Source organism: Methanolobus sp. ZRKC5 (assembly GCF_038446525.1).
Taxonomy (GTDB): domain Archaea; phylum Halobacteriota; class Methanosarcinia; order Methanosarcinales; family Methanosarcinaceae; genus Methanolobus.
Window position 1 is genome coordinate 2,275,209 of the sequence record NZ_CP151792.1, and the last position, 18,671, is coordinate 2,293,879.

The 18,671-nt window shown below is 43.4% G+C and carries 25 protein-coding genes; 21 read left to right on the plus strand and 4 right to left on the minus strand.

The window, feature by feature from the left end; genetic code table 11:
• The 3 genes from cca to WN948_RS11130 all read right to left on the minus strand — a co-directional run bounded on the left by cca (position 1) and on the right by WN948_RS11130 (position 3,975).
• Positions 1-1,347: a CCA tRNA nucleotidyltransferase gene (gene cca / locus WN948_RS11120; protein ID WP_342304278.1), complete on the minus strand. Its 1,347-nt coding sequence runs from the start codon at positions 1,345-1,347 to the stop codon at positions 1-3.
• 92 nt (positions 1,348-1,439) lie between these two features.
• Positions 1,440-2,564, minus strand: a complete 1,125-nt coding sequence (gene proB / locus WN948_RS11125; RefSeq protein ID WP_342306461.1) for a glutamate 5-kinase — start codon at positions 2,562-2,564, stop codon at positions 1,440-1,442.
• Between the two features lie 58 nt (positions 2,565-2,622).
• A complete protein-coding gene (locus tag WN948_RS11130; protein ID WP_342304279.1) occupies positions 2,623-3,975 on the minus strand; it encodes a glutamate-5-semialdehyde dehydrogenase in 1,353 nt (450 codons plus the stop codon).
• 465 nt (positions 3,976-4,440) lie between these two features.
• Between WN948_RS11130 and iorA the strand changes: the two genes are divergently transcribed.
• The 6 genes from iorA (at position 4,441) to WN948_RS11160 (ending at position 9,531) form a co-directional block, all read left to right on the plus strand.
• Positions 4,441-6,270, plus strand: coding sequence for an indolepyruvate ferredoxin oxidoreductase subunit alpha (gene iorA / locus WN948_RS11135; RefSeq protein ID WP_342304280.1), 1,830 nt, complete (start codon positions 4,441-4,443; stop codon positions 6,268-6,270).
• Positions 6,267-6,863 (plus strand): indolepyruvate oxidoreductase subunit beta, encoded by a 597-nt coding sequence (locus WN948_RS11140; protein WP_342304281.1) that lies wholly within the window; start codon positions 6,267-6,269, stop codon positions 6,861-6,863. The genes iorA and WN948_RS11140 overlap by 4 nt, the downstream gene beginning before the upstream one ends.
• 223 nt (positions 6,864-7,086) lie before the next feature.
• On the plus strand, positions 7,087-7,698 hold the full coding sequence (locus WN948_RS11145; RefSeq protein ID WP_342304282.1) for a hypothetical protein: 612 nt from the start codon (positions 7,087-7,089) through the stop codon (positions 7,696-7,698).
• A 78-nt stretch (positions 7,699-7,776) separates the two neighbouring features.
• A complete protein-coding gene (locus tag WN948_RS11150; RefSeq protein WP_342304283.1) occupies positions 7,777-8,184 on the plus strand; it encodes a hypothetical protein in 408 nt (135 codons plus the stop codon).
• Positions 8,185-8,200: 16 nt separating this feature from the next.
• Positions 8,201-9,280 (plus strand): PASTA domain-containing protein, encoded by a 1,080-nt coding sequence (locus WN948_RS11155; RefSeq protein ID WP_342304284.1) that lies wholly within the window; start codon positions 8,201-8,203, stop codon positions 9,278-9,280.
• A gap of 5 nt (positions 9,281-9,285) precedes the next feature.
• The gene (locus tag WN948_RS11160; protein WP_342304286.1) at positions 9,286-9,531 is read left to right on the plus strand and encodes a hypothetical protein; all 246 of its coding nucleotides are present in this window, start codon (positions 9,286-9,288) and stop codon (positions 9,529-9,531) included.
• Positions 9,532-9,582: 51 nt separating this feature from the next.
• On the opposite strand, the gene galU is transcribed toward WN948_RS11160, so the two are convergent.
• Positions 9,583-10,446 carry a UTP--glucose-1-phosphate uridylyltransferase GalU gene (galU, locus tag WN948_RS11165; RefSeq protein ID WP_342304287.1) on the minus strand — a complete coding sequence of 288 codons (864 nt, stop codon included), beginning with the start codon at positions 10,444-10,446 and terminating at the stop codon, positions 9,583-9,585.
• Positions 10,447-11,116: 670 nt separating this feature from the next.
• On the opposite strand from galU, the gene rpl3p reads away from it, so the two are divergent.
• The 15 genes from rpl3p to WN948_RS11240 are packed head-to-tail and all read left to right on the plus strand — an operon-like array spanning position 11,117 to position 18,663.
• Positions 11,117-12,130, plus strand: a complete 1,014-nt coding sequence (gene rpl3p, locus WN948_RS11170; protein WP_342304288.1) for a 50S ribosomal protein L3 — start codon at positions 11,117-11,119, stop codon at positions 12,128-12,130.
• Positions 12,131-12,135: 5 nt separating this feature from the next.
• Positions 12,136-12,897, plus strand: a complete 762-nt coding sequence (rpl4p, locus tag WN948_RS11175; protein WP_342304289.1) for a 50S ribosomal protein L4 — start codon at positions 12,136-12,138, stop codon at positions 12,895-12,897.
• The gene (locus tag WN948_RS11180) at positions 12,894-13,142 is read left to right on the plus strand and encodes a 50S ribosomal protein L23 (protein ID WP_342304290.1); all 249 of its coding nucleotides are present in this window, start codon (positions 12,894-12,896) and stop codon (positions 13,140-13,142) included. Before rpl4p ends, WN948_RS11180 begins: the two co-directional genes overlap by 4 nt.
• Positions 13,143-13,153: 11 nt before the next feature.
• Positions 13,154-13,867, plus strand: coding sequence for a 50S ribosomal protein L2 (locus WN948_RS11185; protein ID WP_342304291.1), 714 nt, complete (start codon positions 13,154-13,156; stop codon positions 13,865-13,867).
• A gap of 14 nt (positions 13,868-13,881) precedes the next feature.
• A complete protein-coding gene (locus WN948_RS11190; protein WP_342304292.1) occupies positions 13,882-14,295 on the plus strand; it encodes a 30S ribosomal protein S19 in 414 nt (137 codons plus the stop codon).
• A 9-nt stretch (positions 14,296-14,304) separates the two neighbouring features.
• A complete protein-coding gene (locus WN948_RS11195; protein WP_342304293.1) occupies positions 14,305-14,760 on the plus strand; it encodes a 50S ribosomal protein L22 in 456 nt (151 codons plus the stop codon).
• Positions 14,760-15,683, plus strand: a complete 924-nt coding sequence (locus WN948_RS11200) for a 30S ribosomal protein S3 (protein ID WP_342304294.1) — start codon at positions 14,760-14,762, stop codon at positions 15,681-15,683. Before WN948_RS11195 ends, WN948_RS11200 begins: the two co-directional genes overlap by 1 nt.
• Complete coding sequence (gene rpmC / locus WN948_RS11205) at positions 15,683-15,886, plus strand: 50S ribosomal protein L29 (RefSeq protein WP_342304295.1); 204 nt, start codon at positions 15,683-15,685, stop codon at positions 15,884-15,886. Before WN948_RS11200 ends, rpmC begins: the two co-directional genes overlap by 1 nt.
• Position 15,887: 1 nt before the next feature.
• Positions 15,888-16,199, plus strand: coding sequence for a ribonuclease P protein component 1 (locus tag WN948_RS11210; protein WP_342304296.1), 312 nt, complete (start codon positions 15,888-15,890; stop codon positions 16,197-16,199).
• 5 nt (positions 16,200-16,204) lie between these two features.
• Positions 16,205-16,534 (plus strand): 30S ribosomal protein S17, encoded by a 330-nt coding sequence (locus tag WN948_RS11215; protein ID WP_342304297.1) that lies wholly within the window; start codon positions 16,205-16,207, stop codon positions 16,532-16,534.
• Positions 16,531-16,929, plus strand: coding sequence for a 50S ribosomal protein L14 (locus WN948_RS11220; protein ID WP_342304298.1), 399 nt, complete (start codon positions 16,531-16,533; stop codon positions 16,927-16,929). The genes WN948_RS11215 and WN948_RS11220 overlap by 4 nt, the downstream gene beginning before the upstream one ends.
• Before the next feature lie 10 nt (positions 16,930-16,939).
• Positions 16,940-17,293: a 50S ribosomal protein L24 gene (gene rplX / locus WN948_RS11225; protein ID WP_342304299.1), complete on the plus strand. Its 354-nt coding sequence runs from the start codon at positions 16,940-16,942 to the stop codon at positions 17,291-17,293.
• Positions 17,294-17,297: 4 nt separating this feature from the next.
• Positions 17,298-18,008 carry a 30S ribosomal protein S4e gene (locus WN948_RS11230; protein ID WP_342304300.1) on the plus strand — a complete coding sequence of 237 codons (711 nt, stop codon included), beginning with the start codon at positions 17,298-17,300 and terminating at the stop codon, positions 18,006-18,008.
• A 4-nt stretch (positions 18,009-18,012) separates the two neighbouring features.
• Positions 18,013-18,510: a 50S ribosomal protein L5 gene (locus WN948_RS11235; RefSeq protein WP_342306462.1), complete on the plus strand. Its 498-nt coding sequence runs from the start codon at positions 18,013-18,015 to the stop codon at positions 18,508-18,510.
• Complete coding sequence (locus WN948_RS11240; RefSeq protein ID WP_309307004.1) at positions 18,511-18,663, plus strand: 30S ribosomal protein S14; 153 nt, start codon at positions 18,511-18,513, stop codon at positions 18,661-18,663. It abuts the gene before it with no gap.
• Positions 18,664-18,671: the final 8 nt, after the last annotated feature.

Consider the following 18,671-nt stretch of genomic DNA (forward strand, 5'->3'; position numbering starts at 1 on the left):
TTACTTTTTCTGTTCCCATTTTCTCAGGAATATCCTGAATTCAGATTCCTTTATTTTTGCTATCTCGTTGCCTTCCAGAATTGTGAATCCTTCAGTCACTGCTTCTCCAAGGTGTTTCCCAAGTGAACAGGTTCTCATTCTCTTATTGAAGAGGTGCTTTGCAGTTGAGAACTTTCGTCTGATATCGGCAACGTAGAAGCCATCCTCTATGTAAAGTGAGAATAGTTCATCTGAATCCTGATATTTTTCCTTGAATCCTTGTGCATGTTCACTGACCCATACAGGTGGACCTCTATGTTTTTTAACATTTGGAAGTTCAGATGAGATAAGTTCTAAAAGGATAATTGCATCTTCTTTTGCCCAGTAGCCCGAATTCAATACCTTAAAATCATATTCATCAAGCAAGGCACGGACCGAGTGCTCCATTTTATCCAGTTGAGGATACAGTATGTCATCAACAAGGTCCGGAGCCTTGAAGACAATAGCAACAAACGAGCTTCCCCTTGAGTTCATCATATCGATGATCTCGTTTTCTTTCATAGGTGCCTTTTCTTTTGGGAAGAAGAAATCTTCAGAAGGTTCTTCCGTGTATAGTCTACAGACGTCGATGAATTGTGCAAATTGATTCAGGGAAAGTGCAGCAGCCACATTTCTCTTCGGGTCGGTGGGGTCTATGACAATAAGAGGGTCTTCGTGCTTGACTGTTCCATGTTCCAGCATGTCGATGGTGAGTCCCGGTTTCCAGTTGCATGCGTTTCGCATTGTGTTGCGGAATGAACCGTAGTGTACTATCAGAAGTTCAGTGAGATAACCTGAGAATCCCTGTGTCCGAAGCTCAGAGCCATAGGTTCCGGTGCCTTTCATAAACTGTTTCATGATCAGCACATCATCTTCGCGACCGGGAATGCTCATCTTGATGAATTCATTATGAAAAGGTGTTCTGTCAACGGCAGACTTGATCATGGAGGCGGAATCAACGGCAAAACAGGGGACAAGGTCAACGTCGAAACCTCTGTAATTCATGTTGAGGTAAGGATGTTCTGCATAGCGTTCCTCAATGTTCTTTCCATCCTTTGCAACTTCCCTGGCAATGAGAAGCCCGTTAACTTTCAGTTCTTCCCGACTGGTACTTTCCGGGAATGCAATAAAAATATCAAGATCATGTGTGCCTGATATCCAGGTATTTCTGGCAGCAGAACCAACAAGTTTAGGGATGATATTCTTTATTCCCAGTTGTTTTGCAGCAGTAATTACGTTTGATAGCAGTTCGGAAGCTACTTCCTGTAACTTCTCTTTTTCTTCAGGACTGGGTTTTATCCTGTCAAGTACCTGTTCTTCCAAAGTCATTTTAGATCTCAATTTGAAATATGTATATAGGGAATCAATTATTAAAGATTAATGAACATTTATGAAAAAATAAACAGGATTAGTAAATAGATTCAGCAAATCCCTATATTCTCTTTCTTTATGACGTGGTTGTAGTTTTTGTAACCAAGGATATCAGCTAGCATATCTGTGTGCTTGCCTTTGACCTGTTCCAGTTCTTCGGATGTGTAGTCTGTGATGCCTTTTGCAAATACCTTTCCTTCACAGATGATCTCAACTATCTCTCCTCTGTCAAAGTCGTCATGTATACTTATAACTCCTGAAGGGAGCAGGCTCATGCTGCTTAGTATGGCATCCTTTGCACCGGCATCCACTTCAATGGAACCACATGCTTTTGAGAGTAGTATCCAGCGTATCCTGTTCTTTTGAACTTCCTGGTTTGCGAGGAACAGTGTTCCAATGTCTCCTCCATCAAGCACTTTTGTGACAATGTTATCAACACCGCTGTTGGCGATTATCATATAGCATCCTGACATGTGGCATATCTTTGCGGCTTCGATCTTGGTTCTCATTCCGCCAACACCTTTCATGCTTGTGGGATTACCTCCATAGCTTTCGATTTCAGGCGTGATATCTTCTACAAGACTAAGGAGTTTCGCATTGTTGTTGCGTTTGGGATTTTTATTATAAAGACCATCGATATCGGAAAGGATTATAAGGAGGTCGGCTTCCATCTTGCTGGCAACCATTGCAGAAAGTTTGTCATTGTCACCGAATGTTGCTTCGATCTCGTTAACACACGTGCTGTCATTCTCATTGATGATCGGTATGACGCCGTAGCTAAGCAGGGTGGATATGCTGTTCCTCAGGTTTAGATATGTCAGCCTGTTGGAGAATGATTCGTAGGTAAGGAGAATTTGGGCCACTTTGAGGTTGTGTTTTGTGAAGGAATTTCCCCATTCCTGCATTAGTAAACCCTGACCGACAGCAGCACATGCCTGCCTGACAGGTATTTCCTTTGGCCTGCTGTCAAAATCCAGTATGTCTATCCCAATACCGATTGCACCTGAACTTACGAGGATAACTTTTTTGCCTGTCTCGTGCAGTTCAGCCACTTGTTGCGCCATGCTCTCCATAAATTGACGGTTAAGCTTGCCGTCTTCGGTATTGATGGATGATGTGCCTACTTTTATGACGATCTTGTTCACATCATTGAAGAGCTCTTTCCTGTCGGTCAAAAGTGTTGCTCCTGTTTTTCTTACTGCCTTATTGATTTCTGTACGGCTCTTCTTCTTCTTATCTGGAAAGGGCATTTGATGCCGTCTTGTTGAGCCTGCGGTGTGTGAATTTCTTCGCATCAGGTCCTGCATAATCTGCGACCATGTCTCCATTGCCTACAAGTATATACTTGTAGATGAGCAGTCCTTCCATTCCTACCGGACCACGTGCGTGGATCTTGTTGGTACTGATACCGACCTCCGCTCCTTTTCCATATCTGAAGCCGTCTGCAAATCTTGTGGATGCGTTGAGCATGACACTTGATGAATCGACAAGGTCGGTAAATCTCTTCTTTTTGAGATCGTTACATGTTATAATGGCATCAGTGTGATGGGAGCCATAGTGATTGATGTGCTCGATGGCTTCTTCCATTGAGGTGACTATCTTTATGGAGAGTGTAAGGTCGTTGTACTCTGTTCTCCAGTCGTCTTCAGTGGCTCTAACTATGCTTTTAAGGAAGTCTATCTGTTCCAGTATTTTGAATGATCCATCATCACAGCGCATCTCTACGCCCGCTTCGTCGTACATCCTTGCCATTTTCGGAAGGAACTTTTCGGCTATATTCTCATTGATAAGCAGTGTTTCCATTGCATTACATACTGCAGGGTACTGGACTTTGGAATCAAAACAGACGTTGTATGCTTTTCCAAAGTCTGCCTCGTCATCGACGTATACATGACAGATACCGTCTGCGTGTCCGAGAACTGGTATCTTTGTGTTGTCCTGCATGTATTTCACAAATACGTTGGAGCCCCTTGGAATAAGCAGGTCGATGTATGTGTCCAGACGCAGGATGTCGTTGACCTCTTCCCTTGTTTCCATTAGCTGGAATGCGCCTGTTGTCATTCTCTTTACGGATTCTGCTGCTTCGTTTAGAAGATCGAAGATAACACGATTGGAATTGAGTGCCTCGCTTCCGCCTTTAAATATGGTGGCATTCCCGCTTTTAAGGCACAGTGCCATGACCTGTGGCACTACATCAGGGCGTGCTTCAAATATTACTCCGATAAGTCCGATAGGGGAACTTACCTTGTAGAGTTCGAGTCCCTTATCAAGTTCAAGTGCATCAATGGTCTCCCCCACCGGGTCTTCAAGATTGATAACATCACGAATGCCGTCTATCATTCCGCTTATCTTGCTGTCGTTTACCTTGAGCCTGTCCACAAGAGCCTGGGAAAGTTCTCCTTTCCTTTTCAGCTTCTCAGCAGTCTCAACGTCCTTCCGGTTTGCTTCAAGTATCTTATCGCGATTATCGTTAAGTGCCTGTGCCATTGCTTCAAGAGCGGCATTCTTTGTCTCAGTGCTGACACTTGCAAGGATGATGGATGCCTTCTTTGCCTCAATGACCTTTTCTTCAATTTCCAGAACCATAAAATAAACCACCTTGGGTTTTTTAAAAGAGTGATGTAAGTATTATATTATTTATAGTGATATTGCACATAGTTCTTTGGTTTTATATTTGTCGATTATAGTTGACTGCCTAGAGTTCGGTATTTTTGGATTTAATTTGTAACTATTCAGCCTGATAAAAACGCTATCAATAACAATCTTGACAAAAAGTTGAAACGTAAATTTCATTCGGATCATTTATTTTGATTGTTGCTATTGATTGCTTTTTTGATTGTTCGATTGTTAGTGAGCAGACATCTCTATTTCGATGAAATCAGTACCAATAGGCAAATCGTGCCAGGCTGAATAGTTACTTTAATTTTAATGTTCAGCGAATTTTTGTCTTTGTTTTATCAAATCACCATCTCCCTGCAGTATGTTAACACATAACATTCTCTTAGATATCTTTATCAATAATCATTAAGTATGGATTGGCAGGAGATTATCATGAGCACACGCGAGTACATGCTGGGAAACGTTGCAATTGCACGCGGTATCGTTGAAGGAGGCGGACAGGTCATATCCGGGTATCCCGGGACACCGTCATCTGAGATCATCGGTACTCTGGCAGCAATGTTAGAAAGAGACTTTTATGTAGAGTGGTCGGTCAATGAGAAGGTTGCCCTTGAAGTGGCAGCCGGTGCTGCAATGACTGGAGTGCGTTCAGTAGTCACCATGAAACACGTGGGACTTAACGTAGCAGCAGACCCGTTACTAACCCTTGCATATACTGGTGTCAAGGGTAGTATGGTCATCATCGTTGCAGATGATCCATCATGTCATTCATCACAGAACGAACAGGACACCCGCAGATATTCACAATTCTCACTAATTCCATGTCTGGACCCTGCCACACCGCAGGAAGCCAAGGATATGATGTCCTATGCGTTTGAATTCTCTAACAAGGTGCAGATGCCTGTAATATTCAGGCCTACAACTCGTATATCCCATGGAAAGTCCGATGTAGAGCTCGGACCCGTGAACGAGACCAAACCCACAGCAGATTTCCAGAAGGAACTTGAAAGATGGGTCATGGTTCCTAAGAATGCCAGGGTACAGCACGTTCATCTGCTTGAATTACAAAAGGACATCCTGACTGAGCTTGAAGACTCACCATGGAATTCACTTGAACTATGTGAGGGTGCCAAGGTCGGAGTCATAGCATCAGGAATCGCTTCTGTCTATGCAAAGGAAGCTATCATCAAACAGGGTGTGGATGCATCATTCCTCAAGATTGGAACCTATCCTGTTCCTGAGAACAAGATACGCACTCTCATGGAGAACTCTGAGCGTATAATAATTTTCGAAGAAATGGAGCCTGTGGTCGAAGAACGGGTCAGGATAATTGCACAGGAAACCGGTTCCAGCGTGGAAATAATCGGCAAGATGCAGGGGCCTGTTCCAAGGATATTCGAGCTTAACACCGACATCTGTGCAGATGTCCTTGCAGACGTTCTCGGACTCGAAAAGTCGGATGTTCCTGCTGAAGTCACAGAAGATTTTGATTATGATGCATGCAGAATAGATCTGCCCATGCGTCCTCCTGTAATGTGTCCGGGATGCTCTCACAGGGCAACTTTCCATGTCATGAAAAAAGTCTATGGCAAGAATGCCATCTTCCCAAGTGACATCGGTTGCTACACACTGGGTATCCAGAGCGGTACAGTTGATACCACACTCTGTATGGGTGGTAGTATAACCGTGGCGAGCGGAATGTATCAGGCAGGGGAGAAGAAACCTATCTGCTGTTCAATTGGTGACTCAACATTCTTCCATACCGGAATGAATGGTCTGCTCAATGCTATCTATAATAAAGCCGACATCACAGTAACTATAGTAGACAACCGTATAACCGCAATGACCGGTCATCAGCCAAATCCTGGAATGGGCAAAACTGCCACAGGCGAGAAAACCGTGGAAGTTTCAATTGAAGCTCTATGTCGGGGACTTGGTGCTGAATTTGTAGAAACCGTTGATCCATATGACCTTAAGCAGACGGAAGAGGTCTTCAAAAGAGCAAAGGACTACAAGGGAACATCCGTTGTAATCACAAGACAGCTTTGTGTCATCGATGCAAAACGTTCAGGTCTTCGCAGAAAACCGTTCACCATCGATGCAGATGCGTGTGTGGGATGCAGGCTCTGTGTGAACCTGGGCTGTCCTGCAATTGAGTTTGATGCAAATACCAAAAAGGCATCTATCAATGCAATGTGCACAGGCTGTGGAGTGTGTGCCAGTCTTTGTAAGTTTGATGCAATCTCGGAGGTGAAGAAATGAGTGCAGAAGGAATATCCAGATTCGATCTTGTAATTGCCGGGGTAGGTGGGCAGGGTACTATCCTTGCATCTGATATAATCGGTAAGGCTGCTGTAAAGGAAAATATGTCAGTGCGTGCAGCAGAGACTCATGGAATGGCACAACGTGGCGGCTCAGTTGTAAATCACATCAGGCTTGACTGTGAACTCGGTTCAATGATCCCTATGAAAGGTGCTGATGTACTGCTTGCACTTGAGCCAAGTGAGGCTCTAAGGTATCTTGAATTCCTTTCTGATGACGGAGTCATCATAGTCAACACCGATCCAATTCTTCCGGTCACTGTAACTTCAGGACTTTGTAGCTATCCGGACGTAGATGCCATTGTTGAAAAACTTAAACAGAGCCACGATGTAAAAGCCTTCAATGCAACCGAACTTGCGAAAGAGGCAGGACATCCGCAGTCCATGAATGTTGTCATGGTGGGTGCAGTTTCAAATTACCTGCCAATATCTGTTGAAACTATTCTGGGATGCGTCAGGGAGCTTGTCCCTCAGAAGACAATTGATATCAATGTCAGGGCTTTTGAGATGGGCAGGTCCATAACACAGGGATAATCTAAGATTATCCTGTCTTCATTTTCTTTTTTAGGTCTTTATTGGATCTCATATTTTCTACTCATGTTTTATTTGTAAATTTATTTGTCTTTTGTACATAGTTCTATCGATTTATGGGCCAAAAGTTAAGAATTATATTTTTATAATAACATTAATATTTTTGACAAAGTCTATATGGTATACTGTTCCATTATATATTGTATAAAAAATTTGGAGGGATTTTATGGCATCTGTTGGTCAAAAACTATTAGATGTTCCATTTGGGGACATGATAAAAGAAATGGCTTTTGCTATTGCAGAGGGGCAAACTGCTCTGGACATTAATTCGATTAATGTTGCGCAGGCCCTTGCAGAGACTGAACTGGAAGCTGGGAGTGTAATTCTCTATATAGAGGAGACGGTAGATGAGGATGGGAACGTAACTGCTACTGATGTAGTTACCAATGATCAACCCATGTCCTTACTTACATATGGTCTTGAACCTCGTTTCTATGAATTCACCGAATCTGTTATTGAAGTCAAAATGACTATATCAATGAAGAAGGAGTATTCAACAGAAAGGAAATATGGTAGAGAGTTCAAGTTCACCAACCAGTCGAAAATAAGTGGAAGCTACAAGTCCGGTGGTCTTGCAGGTCTTCTATTCGGTAAATCTAAGGTAAGCTACGAAAACACAACTAATGTTGCATACACATCGACTTATGATGCAACATATAAGTCAAAGTATACCTTCAGTGAATCAGGTACCAGTCTTCTGCGTACAACACTCAAACCAGTGCCACCACCAGAGAGAGCTATCCCAACCGTCAGGGTCAAAGAGAGTTCCTCAGAGTAAGGCAGGTATATGTGAATCAATGCAGTGATATCTGCATTGACAATTTATTTTTAACAGAATATTGAAGGAGATTATACTTTGCCATCCAACAGTAGCGAAAGTATTGAAGAGGTTCTTGTCAGTCCGCTTTCAACCATATTAAGTGAAATGGGTAAATCCATTGCACAGACACAAAGGGCACTTGACCGTAATTCCATTGACACACAAATAGAACTTTCAACTGATGAAGCGCTTCAGGAGTTCGATCTTGAAGCCACCTGGTATCACATACCTGAAGTTGATATCGAACTTAAAATGGCCCTGTCCATGAAGTATGAGGAAGAAAGGGATTCAAAAAACCGTATACGTGGGTACAAACGGGTCCTTAATGCAGCACCTTTGAATGCTTCTTACAAATCACTAAACTCATATGATGTAGAGGGTTCAAGCGTTCTTAAGGCGAAAATAGTATCAGTTCCTTCTTCTTCAAGGATAGTGGAAGAGTAATGAGTGGAGGGGTGGAATGAGCGATATTACGGAATTAAGGCAGAATATTGAACGGTTAAATAAGTCAACAACTGCTGCATTAAAAAAACAGAGCTATACTCTGCTCCAGAAGAATATTGTCGGTATAGAATCTGAACTGGGGGCTGTCCAGAGGGAACTGGTGTCTAAAACAGATGTAGTGGATGAGTTGAAAAAAGAAAACCTGGTCCTGAAACAGGATTATGCTATCCTTGACAACAGGGTTCAGGAAATTCTTAAAGAAAAAGCTGAAAGTGATAAGAAACTGGAACAACTTTCACGTACAAGGCCTGAGTTATCTTCTGCAAACCTCGTTAAAGCTTTTCGTGATTCCCTTGTGCAGATGGATGAGTCTATAAATTCAGAGTCCTCAAGGGTGGATTATAACGTAAGTTCTATGAACATCAAACTCAGGACCAATATAGCTGTGAAGGACGATGAACTACGTTTCCAGCTTCCAAAGGCAGACGATGTTATTCCTGCAGACAACCTGAGTGAGGTCGAATTCACTATAAATTCATCATCAAAAGAACGCATATTCTCTGATTATATTGATGTGCCTGATGTTGTAGGGTTGGATATGGACCTTGCAGTATCTATAATAAAGGCTGCTGGTTTTGTACAGGGCGAGGTAATTGAAAAAGACAGTTCTCTTGGACAGGCAACAGTACTCTCTCAGATACCCTCTGGCAGTTCGGTTGCAAAAGCTGGGGATGCTGTGGATCTGGTCATCTCAAAGATCACTTCAGTTGAGGTGCCAAATATTGTAGGTATGAATCTGGCTTCTGCTCAAAAAGCATTGGAAGCTGGCAAGCTTCATTCCGGAAAGGTGACTGAACAAACTGATGCTTTTAATGTCGGTAAGGTTCTCAGTCAGTCCGTAGCTGCCGGGGAGTATGCAGATATTGGAAGTGCAATTGATCTTGTGGTAGCCACTTCTAAGGTAGAGTTCACTGCGGTTTCAGGTATAACTGCAAAGCCTGTAGTCACAGGGACTGTGAGGAATGTCAGAGCGGTGTTATCCGACAGGCAGGCCGCCAGAATATCGTCAGTCAGGAAGTCCACTTCCGGGAACTAAGTTGCATGCCTGTGGAAACACATATTATAAGGGTTGCCGATAATGCAACCCCTTCTCAGGTAGAAGGTATTCTAAAAGCCCTTGTTGGTGTGGGTGGGCGTGTTGAGGTTGTTGCAAACAAGAGCATAATTGCCACTTTCAATGGTGACTATGCAGGTTTGATAAAGGGAAAACCCGGTGTCCAGCTTGTTGGAGGGGTTAATTTCGGGGGCAGAACTATCAGGAAAGTTGTGAAACGCAGCTCTACATAATTGTATGCTTCATTTTGCAATGAAGTTATCAAAGGCAGTGGGAAAATATGATCACAGATTTATATCTGTGATATGTTGTTTTATTTGCTCCTTCATTTCTGTGTTGTTGAGGGCGAAATCGATAATCGCTTTCACGTATTCAACCTTGTCCCCGGTGTCGTATCTTTTACCTGTGAATTTGTATGCGTATATCTTCTGTTCTTCCTTCAAAAGACGTATGCCATCTGTAAGTTGTATCTCGTTACCTATTCCAGCGGTCGTTTCTTTGATGCAGTCCAATATTTCCGGTGTGAATACGTACCGTCCGATGGCGCCTATGTTGGATGGGGCATCTTCGGGCTTTGGTTTTTCCACGATGTCTTCAAGTATGTATAGTGAGTCATCCATGACCTTACCTTTAATGATGCCATAACTACTTGTCTTTTCAAAGGGGACTTCTTCCACTGCTATTGTTGAACGTCCGTATTTCTGGAAGTTATCGATCAACTGTTTTGTGCATGGTTTCTCGTTCACGATGATATCATCACCAAGCAATACGGCAAAAGGTTCATCATTTATGTGCTTCTTTGCCGTGAGGATGGCATCACCAAGGCCTCTTGGTTCCTTTTGTCTGATGTAGTGGATATCTACCATTGAAGAAATATCCTGCACAATCTTCAAAAGTTTTTCGTTGTTCTTTTGCCGAAGGTGGCTTTCAAGTTCCGGGGAATCATCAAAGTAGTCCTCTATGGATCTTTTACTTCTTCCGGTTATGAATATGATGTCATCGATTCCCGAGGCGATTGCTTCCTCAACTACATGGTGGATTACTGGTTTATCGATGATTGGCAGCATTTCCTTTGGCATGGATTTTGTTACTGGCAAGAATCTGGTTCCCAGCCCTGCTACAGGTATCACAGCTTTTTTAATTTCCACTTTTAAACTCCTTTTACTGTCTATATGATCTGGTTTTTGTCCGTTTCTTAAAGTTTTTCCGGGAACTTTCTGTATATATCCCTTTTATACTTTTAATAATCTTCTTAACTTTTCATATGGGTTTGATCTCATTGGGTAGTATTATATTGTAGTTTGTAGTTGTTGTGTAGTATATTATCATAATACGGTCCTATGCTTTTCCTTTGCATTTGGATTATGGTTTTCTGATGCTTTATATTGGTTTATTTTCTACCATTTGCTTGCAAAGGATTTATATACAATATGTCCGTTTAAAGGCGCACGTTAGATTCCATTGAAATATGGATATTTGGCTGAATTAAGATTACAGTGCGAAAAAGTCGGATTTAACATGAAGTATAATTGGGCCTCTTCGAGAATGCCCGCTTACACAAAATGTGATAAAATACTGAAGTGTTTAAATCTTTTCGAGATGACCACTCAGTAATGCCTTTGGGCATACTAAGGTCCGTTGATGACTGGAAGGGCATAAGGGTTGGCGTTGAATGCGTACCATGTGGGTACGTGGAGTCCGCTAATATCATATCTACTTCTTTTTCATTAGTGGTTCCTGCCTGACTTTCTCGCGTAATAGGTCTTGCAAAATTGCATTGACCTGTCAAGAAGAAAATGTTGAATTAGGAGAATAATAATGGCAAAAGGACACAGACCAAAACGAGGTTCACTCGCTTTCAGTCCACGCGTAAGAGCAAAAAGCCACATACCAAGGTTTAACTCATGGCCGCAAGCTGCTGGAGAACCAAAGCTTCAGGATTTTGCAGGTTACAAAGTGGGTATGACTCATGTGGTAATGGTAGATGACGTAAAGTACAGCCTCACAGAAGGTATGGAGATCTCAGTTCCTGTAACTGTTGTAGAAACTCCTGCTGTTCGTGTTGCTGCAGTCCGTGCCTACACAAGCTCTACGTATGGTGACAAAGCACTTTCTGAAGCCTGGGCAGCAGACCTTGATGAAAGTCTTGGGAAGACAATTGCATTGCCAAAGACATCCAATACAGAATCTGCTCTTGCAAAGATCGAGGGCATGATCGATGATGGCGATGTTACGGAAATTAAAGTGATTACTTACACTTTACCAAAGAAGCTGACAGGTGTTCCTAAGAAGAATGCTGACATAATGGAAACCGCAGTTAGTGGATCTGATATAAAGGCAAAGTTCGAGTATGCAAAGTCCTTACTCGGCTCAGAAATAAAGCTCAGTGACGTTTTTGATGAAGGTACATTTGTAGACGTGGCAGCTATCACAACCGGGAAGGGTACCCAGGGTCCTGTTAAAAGATGGGGTATCAATCTGATGAAGAACAAGCACTCACGTCAGGGCAGTCTCAGGCAGGTCGGTACACTCGGTCCATGGCATCCAGCAGTTGTCAGATGGACAGTACCACAGATGGGACAGATGGGTTACCACCAGAGAACTGAATACAACAAGCGCATCCTGAAGGTAGGTGCCGACGGCGAAGAGATTACTCCAAAAGGTGGTTTCATCAACTACGGTCTTATCCGCGGTGAATATGTCCTCATAAAAGGAAGTATCCCTGGACCTTCAAAGAGGCTTGTAAGACTCAGGGATCCAATGAGATCAAAAGTACCTGCTATGAGTGAACCACAGATCGTTCACGTAAGTACACAGTCCAAGCAGGGGTGAACTGAATGGTTACAGCAAAAATTATAGATTTATCAGGGAATGCTAAGGGAGATATAGACCTTCCTGACGTATTCGATGAGGCATATAGACCTGATCTTATCAAAAGAGCAGTTCTTGCAGCTCAGGCAAACAGGTATCAACCATATGGTCCAAGGATGTACTCCGGTATGGATACCTCCGCAAGATCATGGGGCTCCGGCAGAGGCGCTGCTCAGATCCCAAGGATTGTCAATGGTAGCCGTGCAGCAAGAGTTCCTCAGGCTGTAGGTGGTAGGAGAGCACATCCTCCAAAGCCTGAAGCAGATAAAACTGAAAAGGTCAACAAGAAGGAAAGACGTATGGCCATACGCTCCGCAATCGCTGCTACAATTGACGCAGAACTTGTAAAGGGCCGTGGACACAGATTCGATGCACAGCTTCCATTGGTGGCTGCAGATGAACTGGAAACCGTCGAAAAGACAAAGGATGTTATAAGCTTCTTGCAGAATGCAGGTGTTTACGACGACGTGATCCGTGCAAAGGATGGAAGGAATATCCGTGCAGGAAAGGGTAAGATTCGTGGAAGGAGATACAAGAACAAAAAGAGTCTCCTCATTGTTGCAACATGTGACAGTCCATTGATGATATCTGCAAGAAATCTTCCAGGCGTGGATATCGTATCTGTTGATGCATTGAATGCTGAACTCCTTGCACCAGGGACGCATGCAGGTAGATTAGTAGTCTGGACCGAGTCTGCAATGTCCTCTCTTGGGGGAATGTTCGAATGAATGTCATCAAGTATCCGTTTATCACTGAAAAAGCGATGATGCTGCTGGAAGACAATAAACTTCAGTTCATTGTTGATACCCGCGCAAACAAGAATCAGATCAAGGCTGATGTAATGAAGATGTACGGGTTCCCTGTTTCATCTGTCTGTACAATGAGCACAATGAAAGGTCTGAAGAAAGCTATCGTTACTTTCGAAGGCACAGAAGCTGCCCATGAGATAGCGACTAGAATTGGCTTGATGTGAGGTGAATATACATGACTAAGAGACTTATATCACAGAACAGAGGTCGTGGATCTCCTACTTACAGGGCTCCGTCACACAAGTACAAAGCTGCACTTAAACACCCACGTGTCGATGAAGAAGGCACCGTTTATGGTACAGTTATTGAAATTACACACGATCCGGCTCGTTCAGCACCTATTGTCAGGGTTTCCTTTGACACTGGTGAGGAACGCCTGATCATTGCACCTGAGGGTATTTCTTTAGGCGAACAGATCGCATGTGGAATATCAGCTGAGATAAAACCTGGTAACATCCTGCCTCTTGCAGAGATCCCAGAAGGTATCCCGGTCTGTAACATTGAGTCCAAACCAAATGATGGTGGACAGTTCGCACGTGCATCTGGTGCTTATGGAACAGTTGTATCCCATGACCGTGGTAAGACAGTTGTTCAGATGCCATCAGGTGAGATGAAGTGGTTAAATCCTAAATGCCGTGCAACAATAGGCATCGTTGCAGGTGGCGGTAGGGTTGACAGGCCTTTCCTTAAGGCAGGTAAGAAGTACCACAAGATGAAGACAAGAGCTGCAAAATATCCTCGTGTATCAGGTGTTGCTATGAACGCTATTGACCACCCATATGGTGGAGGTAACCGTAAGCACCCTGGTAAGCCAACAACAGTTGGGAGGAATGCGCCTCCAGGACGTAAGGTAGGTCAGATTGCAGCACGCAGGACCGGAAAGCGTTAACCGGAGGTTATGACATGGCAAAGAAATTATCATCAAGATTACCAAAACGAAAAGGTGAATACACCTACCGTGGTAAAACAGTATCAGAACTCCAGGCCATTAGCAATGATGAATTTGTTGAGATGTTACCTGCACGTGAACGCCGTACTCTTAAGAGGGGCTACACAGATGGCAGGAAAAGCGTTGTTCAACAGCTCAGAGATGGCAAGGACAATCTGAGGACCCACTACAGGGATATCATTATATTCCCTGAAATGGTCGGCAAAAATGTAGAAGTATATAACGGCAAATCATTTGTGGCATTTGAAATACTGCCTGAAATGATCGGACACAGATTCGGAGAATTCTCACCAACCCGTCCAAAGGTTTCCCACGGAAGCGCTGGTGTAGGAGCAACCCGTTCAAGTAAGTTCGTGCCACTTAAGTAAGGTGAGATCATGGCAAGAATTGGATATTCTATGGAATTAGACCCAAAAGTAAGCTCAAAAGCTATGGGTGCTGAACTTCACATCTCCCCGAAAAAGTCACGAGAACTTGGTAAGGCAATTAAAGGCATGCGTACCACTGTAGCCAAAAGATACCTTGAAGAAGTTGTAATACTGAAACAGGCAGTTCCTTTTAAAAGGCACGGCGATGGTTCAGGACACAGAAAAGGTCCAATGGCAAATGGTAGGTACCCTGTAAAGGTCGCTGAGGCTTTCCTGAAGATCTTGGAAAATGCTAACAGCAATGCTGAATACAAGGGACTTGACCCAGAGCATATGTATATTGCACATATTTCTGCAAAGCGTGGACGTGTCATTCACGGTATGAGACCAAGGGCACGTGGACGTGGCAGCCCTAATAACACGGAAACTGTGAATGTCGAGATTATTTTGAATGAGGTGCTTTAATGGCAATAGAAAAGAAGTTCGTTCGGGAAGGCTACGTAAAAGCTTCCATGAATGAATATTTTTTAAAACAGCTCAGCAAAGCAGGCTACGGTGGAATGGAAATCAATCGTACTCCGATGGGTACTCAGATCACTGTATATGCTGAAAAGCCAGGTATGGTCATTGGTAAAGCTGGTAAGGTCATCCGTAAACTTACACGTGACATCGACAGGATGTACGACATGGACAACCCCCAGATAGATGCTCAGGAAGTCAAAAGGCCAGAGCTCAATGCCCAGATGATGGCTTCACGCCTTGCTTCTTCAATTGAAAGAGGCTGGTATTTCAGGAAAGCCGGTCATAATACTCTCAGAGCTATTATGAACGCCGGTGCACTGGGCTGTGAAATCGTAATTTCAGGTAAGTTAACAGGTTCAAGGTCAAGGGTTGAAAAACTCGTTGATGGATACATCAAACATGCCGGAAAACCTGCTGAAGATATAGTAGACCATGGGTTTGCAACAGCTGTCAAAAAGCTGGGAACTCTTGGTTGTAAAGTTAGGATCATCCCTCCAGGCGCAGTATTACCTGACGCTTTTGATATTAGAGAAGTCGTAGAGGCCGATGTGGTCGAAGCTGTTGCACCGGAAGCTGCAAAGGCTGACATCGCTGAACTCGTAGGCAAGGAATCAGAAGGTGAGGTTGCTGACGAGGAGGAAGTAGTAGAAGTTGCCGAAGTCGCGGAAACAGGAGTCACTGAAGAAGCTTCAGCTGAGAAAGTTGAAGAAGAATCCTGTGCAGATGAGGCATCTGAATCTGATGATTCAATCCCTGACGAAAATCCCGGGGCAGAACAAAGGCTGGTTGATGATGTATGGCAGCATAAGCACGATGGCTATGACTACTGGCATCCAGTTTCACGTGTCCACAAGGAGGAGAAATAATGGTAATTCTCCGCTTGAACGAGATTAGGGATATGTCCCCGGAAGAAAGGATGGACGAACTCGACAAAATGAGGGATGAACTCATTCGCGAGCGTGCTCTTTCATCTGCTGGCGGAGCTCCTGACAATCCAGGCAGGATTGGCGAACTAAGGAGAACCGTTGCCAGAATAAAGACCATCCAGCGGGAAATGAAGGAGATCTGATTTGGAGATCACTCCTTCTAAACTGGTATTCCATGAACTGATCGGATTACAAGTGACAATAGTCGAAGCAACGAATCCGATCTTGAAAGATATAAGTGGCAAAGTGGTTGACGAAACAAAGAACATGATAATTGTTCAAACAATAAAAGGAACTGAGAAAATGATTCAAAAAAACGGTACTTCCTTTGTGTTTCAGATACCTGCCCAATTATCCGGTAAGCATGCCCAGAGGTATGTTAAAGTGAATGGAAACCTTCTGCTCTCACAACCTGAGAACAGAACAAAGAATATAAGAAAAATACACATGAGGTAATAATCATGGTTAAAGATATTGGATTGGATGTCCCAACTCCTACTGAGGAATGCGATGATGTAAATTGTCCATTCCATGGAGCTCTTCCAGTTCGTGGGCAGGTCCTAGTAGGGACTGTTGTTAGCGATAAAATGGACAAGACAGTGGTCATCCAGCGTAAACATGAGATTCTCATTAAGAAATATCAGAGATATGAAAAGAGGCAATCTAAGATTCACGCACACAACCCACCTTGCGTTGATGCAAAAGTAGGGGACGTTGTGACAGTGGCAGAATGCAGGCCTCTTAGCAAGACAAAGTCGTATGTGGTCATTAAAGCGGAGGCACAGGAATGAGAGGTATTAGATCCACAGTTCCTCGTGCACTTAACGCTGGTGCTAAGATCGACTGCGTGGACAATACAGGTGCACGTGTAGTTGAAATTATATCCGTGAAGGGCTACAGAGGTGTTAAGAACAGGCACCCTCGAGCAGGTGTTGGTAACATGTGCGTAGTTTCCGTGAAGAAAGGAACTCCGGAAATGCGCAAGCAGATCCTTCTTGCAGTAATCATACGCCAGAAGCAGGAACTGCACCGACCAGACGGTCTAAGGGTTTCCTTTGAAGATAATGCAGTTGTCATTGTTGACGCAGATGGTATCCCAAAAGGAACTGATATAAAAGGTCCTGTTGCAAGAGAAGCAGCAGAAAGGTTCCCTAAGATCGGTACAACAGCATCTATTGTAGTGTGAGGTGTGAAATATGGTATCAAATCAACCAAGAAAACAGAGAAAAGCAAGATATACTGCTCCTCTGCACATCAAACAGAAATATATGGGTGCTCTTCTTTCAAAGGATCTCCGTGACAAATACAGTCGTCGCACAGCCAATGTAATTGTTGGTGATACTGTAAAGTTAATGCGTGGAGATCACGCAGGAACTTCCGGAATAGTGGAAGCAATTTCCCTGAAGCACGGAACGATCGTTGTAGAAGGTGTAACAGTTTCAAAAGCAGATGGAACTGAGGTTGCAAGACCTGTCTACCCTTCAAACGTAATGATCACGACCCTTGAAATGAAGGACAAACACAGAGAAGAAATTATTAATAACAGGTGATTTTGTGGGCAAACATCAGAAAAGAATATCTGTCCCTAACAGCTGGCAGATATCAAAGAAATCCAATAAATGGGTCACATCAACAAGACCGGGTCCACATAACAAGCAGCAGAGCATTCCTCTGGGTGTAGTCCTGAGGGATATGCTGGGTGTTGTAGACACCCGTGCAGAAGCAAAGCGCATTCTTTCCGAAGGTAGTGTACTCGTTGATGGTGTTACCAGAAAGGATCTCAGATTCCCTGTAGGTCTTTTAGATGTAATCTCAATTCCTCTTGAAGATGCAGCATACCGTGTGTTACTGGATCGTAAGGGAAGACTTGAAGTTCATAAGCTGGCAGATTCCAATGTAAACAAGCTTTGCAGAATCAACGGCAAGACTATCATAAAAGGTGGAGCCGTGCAGCTTAATCTCAATGACGGTACAAACCTCTTGGGCTCCAATGACTACAAGCCAAAAGATTCACTCATCCTCTCCCTGCCTGGCAAGGATATTGTCAAGCATATCAAATACGAGGTTGGTAATCTTGCTATGATCGTTGGTGGAAGGCATACTGGTGAAATTGGTACTATCAAAGAGATCAACACAGTAAGAAGTTCCAAGCACAACACAGTCGCAATATCCGGAGACTATGATTTTGAGACAATCGAAGAATTCGTTGTTATCATAGGCGAGAAGGTACCTGAGATCAAACTAGGTGGTGAGGTAGTTGAGTAATCCAATGAGAACACCTATTGTGGAAAAGGTTGTTGTTCATATGGGTGTCGGCGAAAGTGGCCAGCACCTTGTGGATGCTGAAAGTATCCTTGGAGAGGTTACCGGGCAGTCTGTTGTCAGAACCTATTCAAAAAGAACTCTTCCAGCATTTGGTATTAAGAAGAGCGAGCCAATTGGCTGTAAGGTTACTCTCAGGGCCGACCGTGCAGAAAACTTTCTTAAAATAGCACTTGATATTGTAGAGAGCAAGCTCAGATCATCCCAATTTGATAAGTACGGGAATGTTGCCTTTGGTATTGAGGAACACACAGATTTCCCGGGCATGAGATATGATCCTAACATCGGTATCTTTGGTATGGATGTTAATGTAATTGTCAATCGTCGTGGTTACAGGATTAACAAAAGAAGGATAGTTAAAAGGAAAATCCCTGCATCTCACAGGATCACAAAAGAGGATACAGTTGCTTTCTTCAAAGACACATACTCCGTGGAGGTAATATAAATGGTTCAAACCACTAAGAGCTTTGGAAGAGGGGCAAGTGAATGTAAGAGATGTGGAAGAAAACAAGGTCTTGTAAGAAAATATGATATTTATCTTTGCAGACACTGTTTCCGTGAGATTGCCCACGATATGGGATTTGAAAAGTATACGTGAGGTGAAAG

What these genes read in the sequence shown, in the direction of transcription:
- cca (WP_342304278.1), bottom strand. Translation starts at nt 1,347, where the DNA reads ATGACTTTGGAAGAACAGGTACTTGACAGGATAAAACCCAGTCCTGAA.
- WN948_RS11130 (WP_342304279.1), bottom strand. Translation starts at nt 3,975, where the DNA reads ATGGTTCTGGAAATTGAAGAAAAGGTCATTGAGGCAAAGAAGGCATCC.
- iorA (WP_342304280.1), top strand. Translation starts at nt 4,441, where the DNA reads ATGAGCACACGCGAGTACATGCTGGGAAACGTTGCAATTGCACGCGGT.
- WN948_RS11140 (WP_342304281.1), top strand. Translation starts at nt 6,267, where the DNA reads ATGAGTGCAGAAGGAATATCCAGATTCGATCTTGTAATTGCCGGGGTA.
- WN948_RS11145 (WP_342304282.1), top strand. Translation starts at nt 7,087, where the DNA reads ATGGCATCTGTTGGTCAAAAACTATTAGATGTTCCATTTGGGGACATG.
- WN948_RS11155 (WP_342304284.1), top strand. Translation starts at nt 8,201, where the DNA reads ATGAGCGATATTACGGAATTAAGGCAGAATATTGAACGGTTAAATAAG.
- WN948_RS11160 (WP_342304286.1), top strand. Translation starts at nt 9,286, where the DNA reads ATGCCTGTGGAAACACATATTATAAGGGTTGCCGATAATGCAACCCCT.
- rpl3p (WP_342304288.1), top strand. Translation starts at nt 11,117, where the DNA reads ATGGCAAAAGGACACAGACCAAAACGAGGTTCACTCGCTTTCAGTCCA.
- rpl4p (WP_342304289.1), top strand. Translation starts at nt 12,136, where the DNA reads ATGGTTACAGCAAAAATTATAGATTTATCAGGGAATGCTAAGGGAGAT.
- WN948_RS11180 (WP_342304290.1), top strand. Translation starts at nt 12,894, where the DNA reads ATGAATGTCATCAAGTATCCGTTTATCACTGAAAAAGCGATGATGCTG.
- WN948_RS11185 (WP_342304291.1), top strand. Translation starts at nt 13,154, where the DNA reads ATGACTAAGAGACTTATATCACAGAACAGAGGTCGTGGATCTCCTACT.
- WN948_RS11190 (WP_342304292.1), top strand. Translation starts at nt 13,882, where the DNA reads ATGGCAAAGAAATTATCATCAAGATTACCAAAACGAAAAGGTGAATAC.
- WN948_RS11195 (WP_342304293.1), top strand. Translation starts at nt 14,305, where the DNA reads ATGGCAAGAATTGGATATTCTATGGAATTAGACCCAAAAGTAAGCTCA.
- WN948_RS11200 (WP_342304294.1), top strand. Translation starts at nt 14,760, where the DNA reads ATGGCAATAGAAAAGAAGTTCGTTCGGGAAGGCTACGTAAAAGCTTCC.
- rpmC (WP_342304295.1), top strand. Translation starts at nt 15,683, where the DNA reads ATGGTAATTCTCCGCTTGAACGAGATTAGGGATATGTCCCCGGAAGAA.
- WN948_RS11215 (WP_342304297.1), top strand. Translation starts at nt 16,205, where the DNA reads ATGGTTAAAGATATTGGATTGGATGTCCCAACTCCTACTGAGGAATGC.
- WN948_RS11220 (WP_342304298.1), top strand. Translation starts at nt 16,531, where the DNA reads ATGAGAGGTATTAGATCCACAGTTCCTCGTGCACTTAACGCTGGTGCT.
- rplX (WP_342304299.1), top strand. Translation starts at nt 16,940, where the DNA reads ATGGTATCAAATCAACCAAGAAAACAGAGAAAAGCAAGATATACTGCT.
- WN948_RS11235 (WP_342306462.1), top strand. Translation starts at nt 18,013, where the DNA reads ATGAGAACACCTATTGTGGAAAAGGTTGTTGTTCATATGGGTGTCGGC.
- WN948_RS11240 (WP_309307004.1), top strand. Translation starts at nt 18,511, where the DNA reads ATGGTTCAAACCACTAAGAGCTTTGGAAGAGGGGCAAGTGAATGTAAG.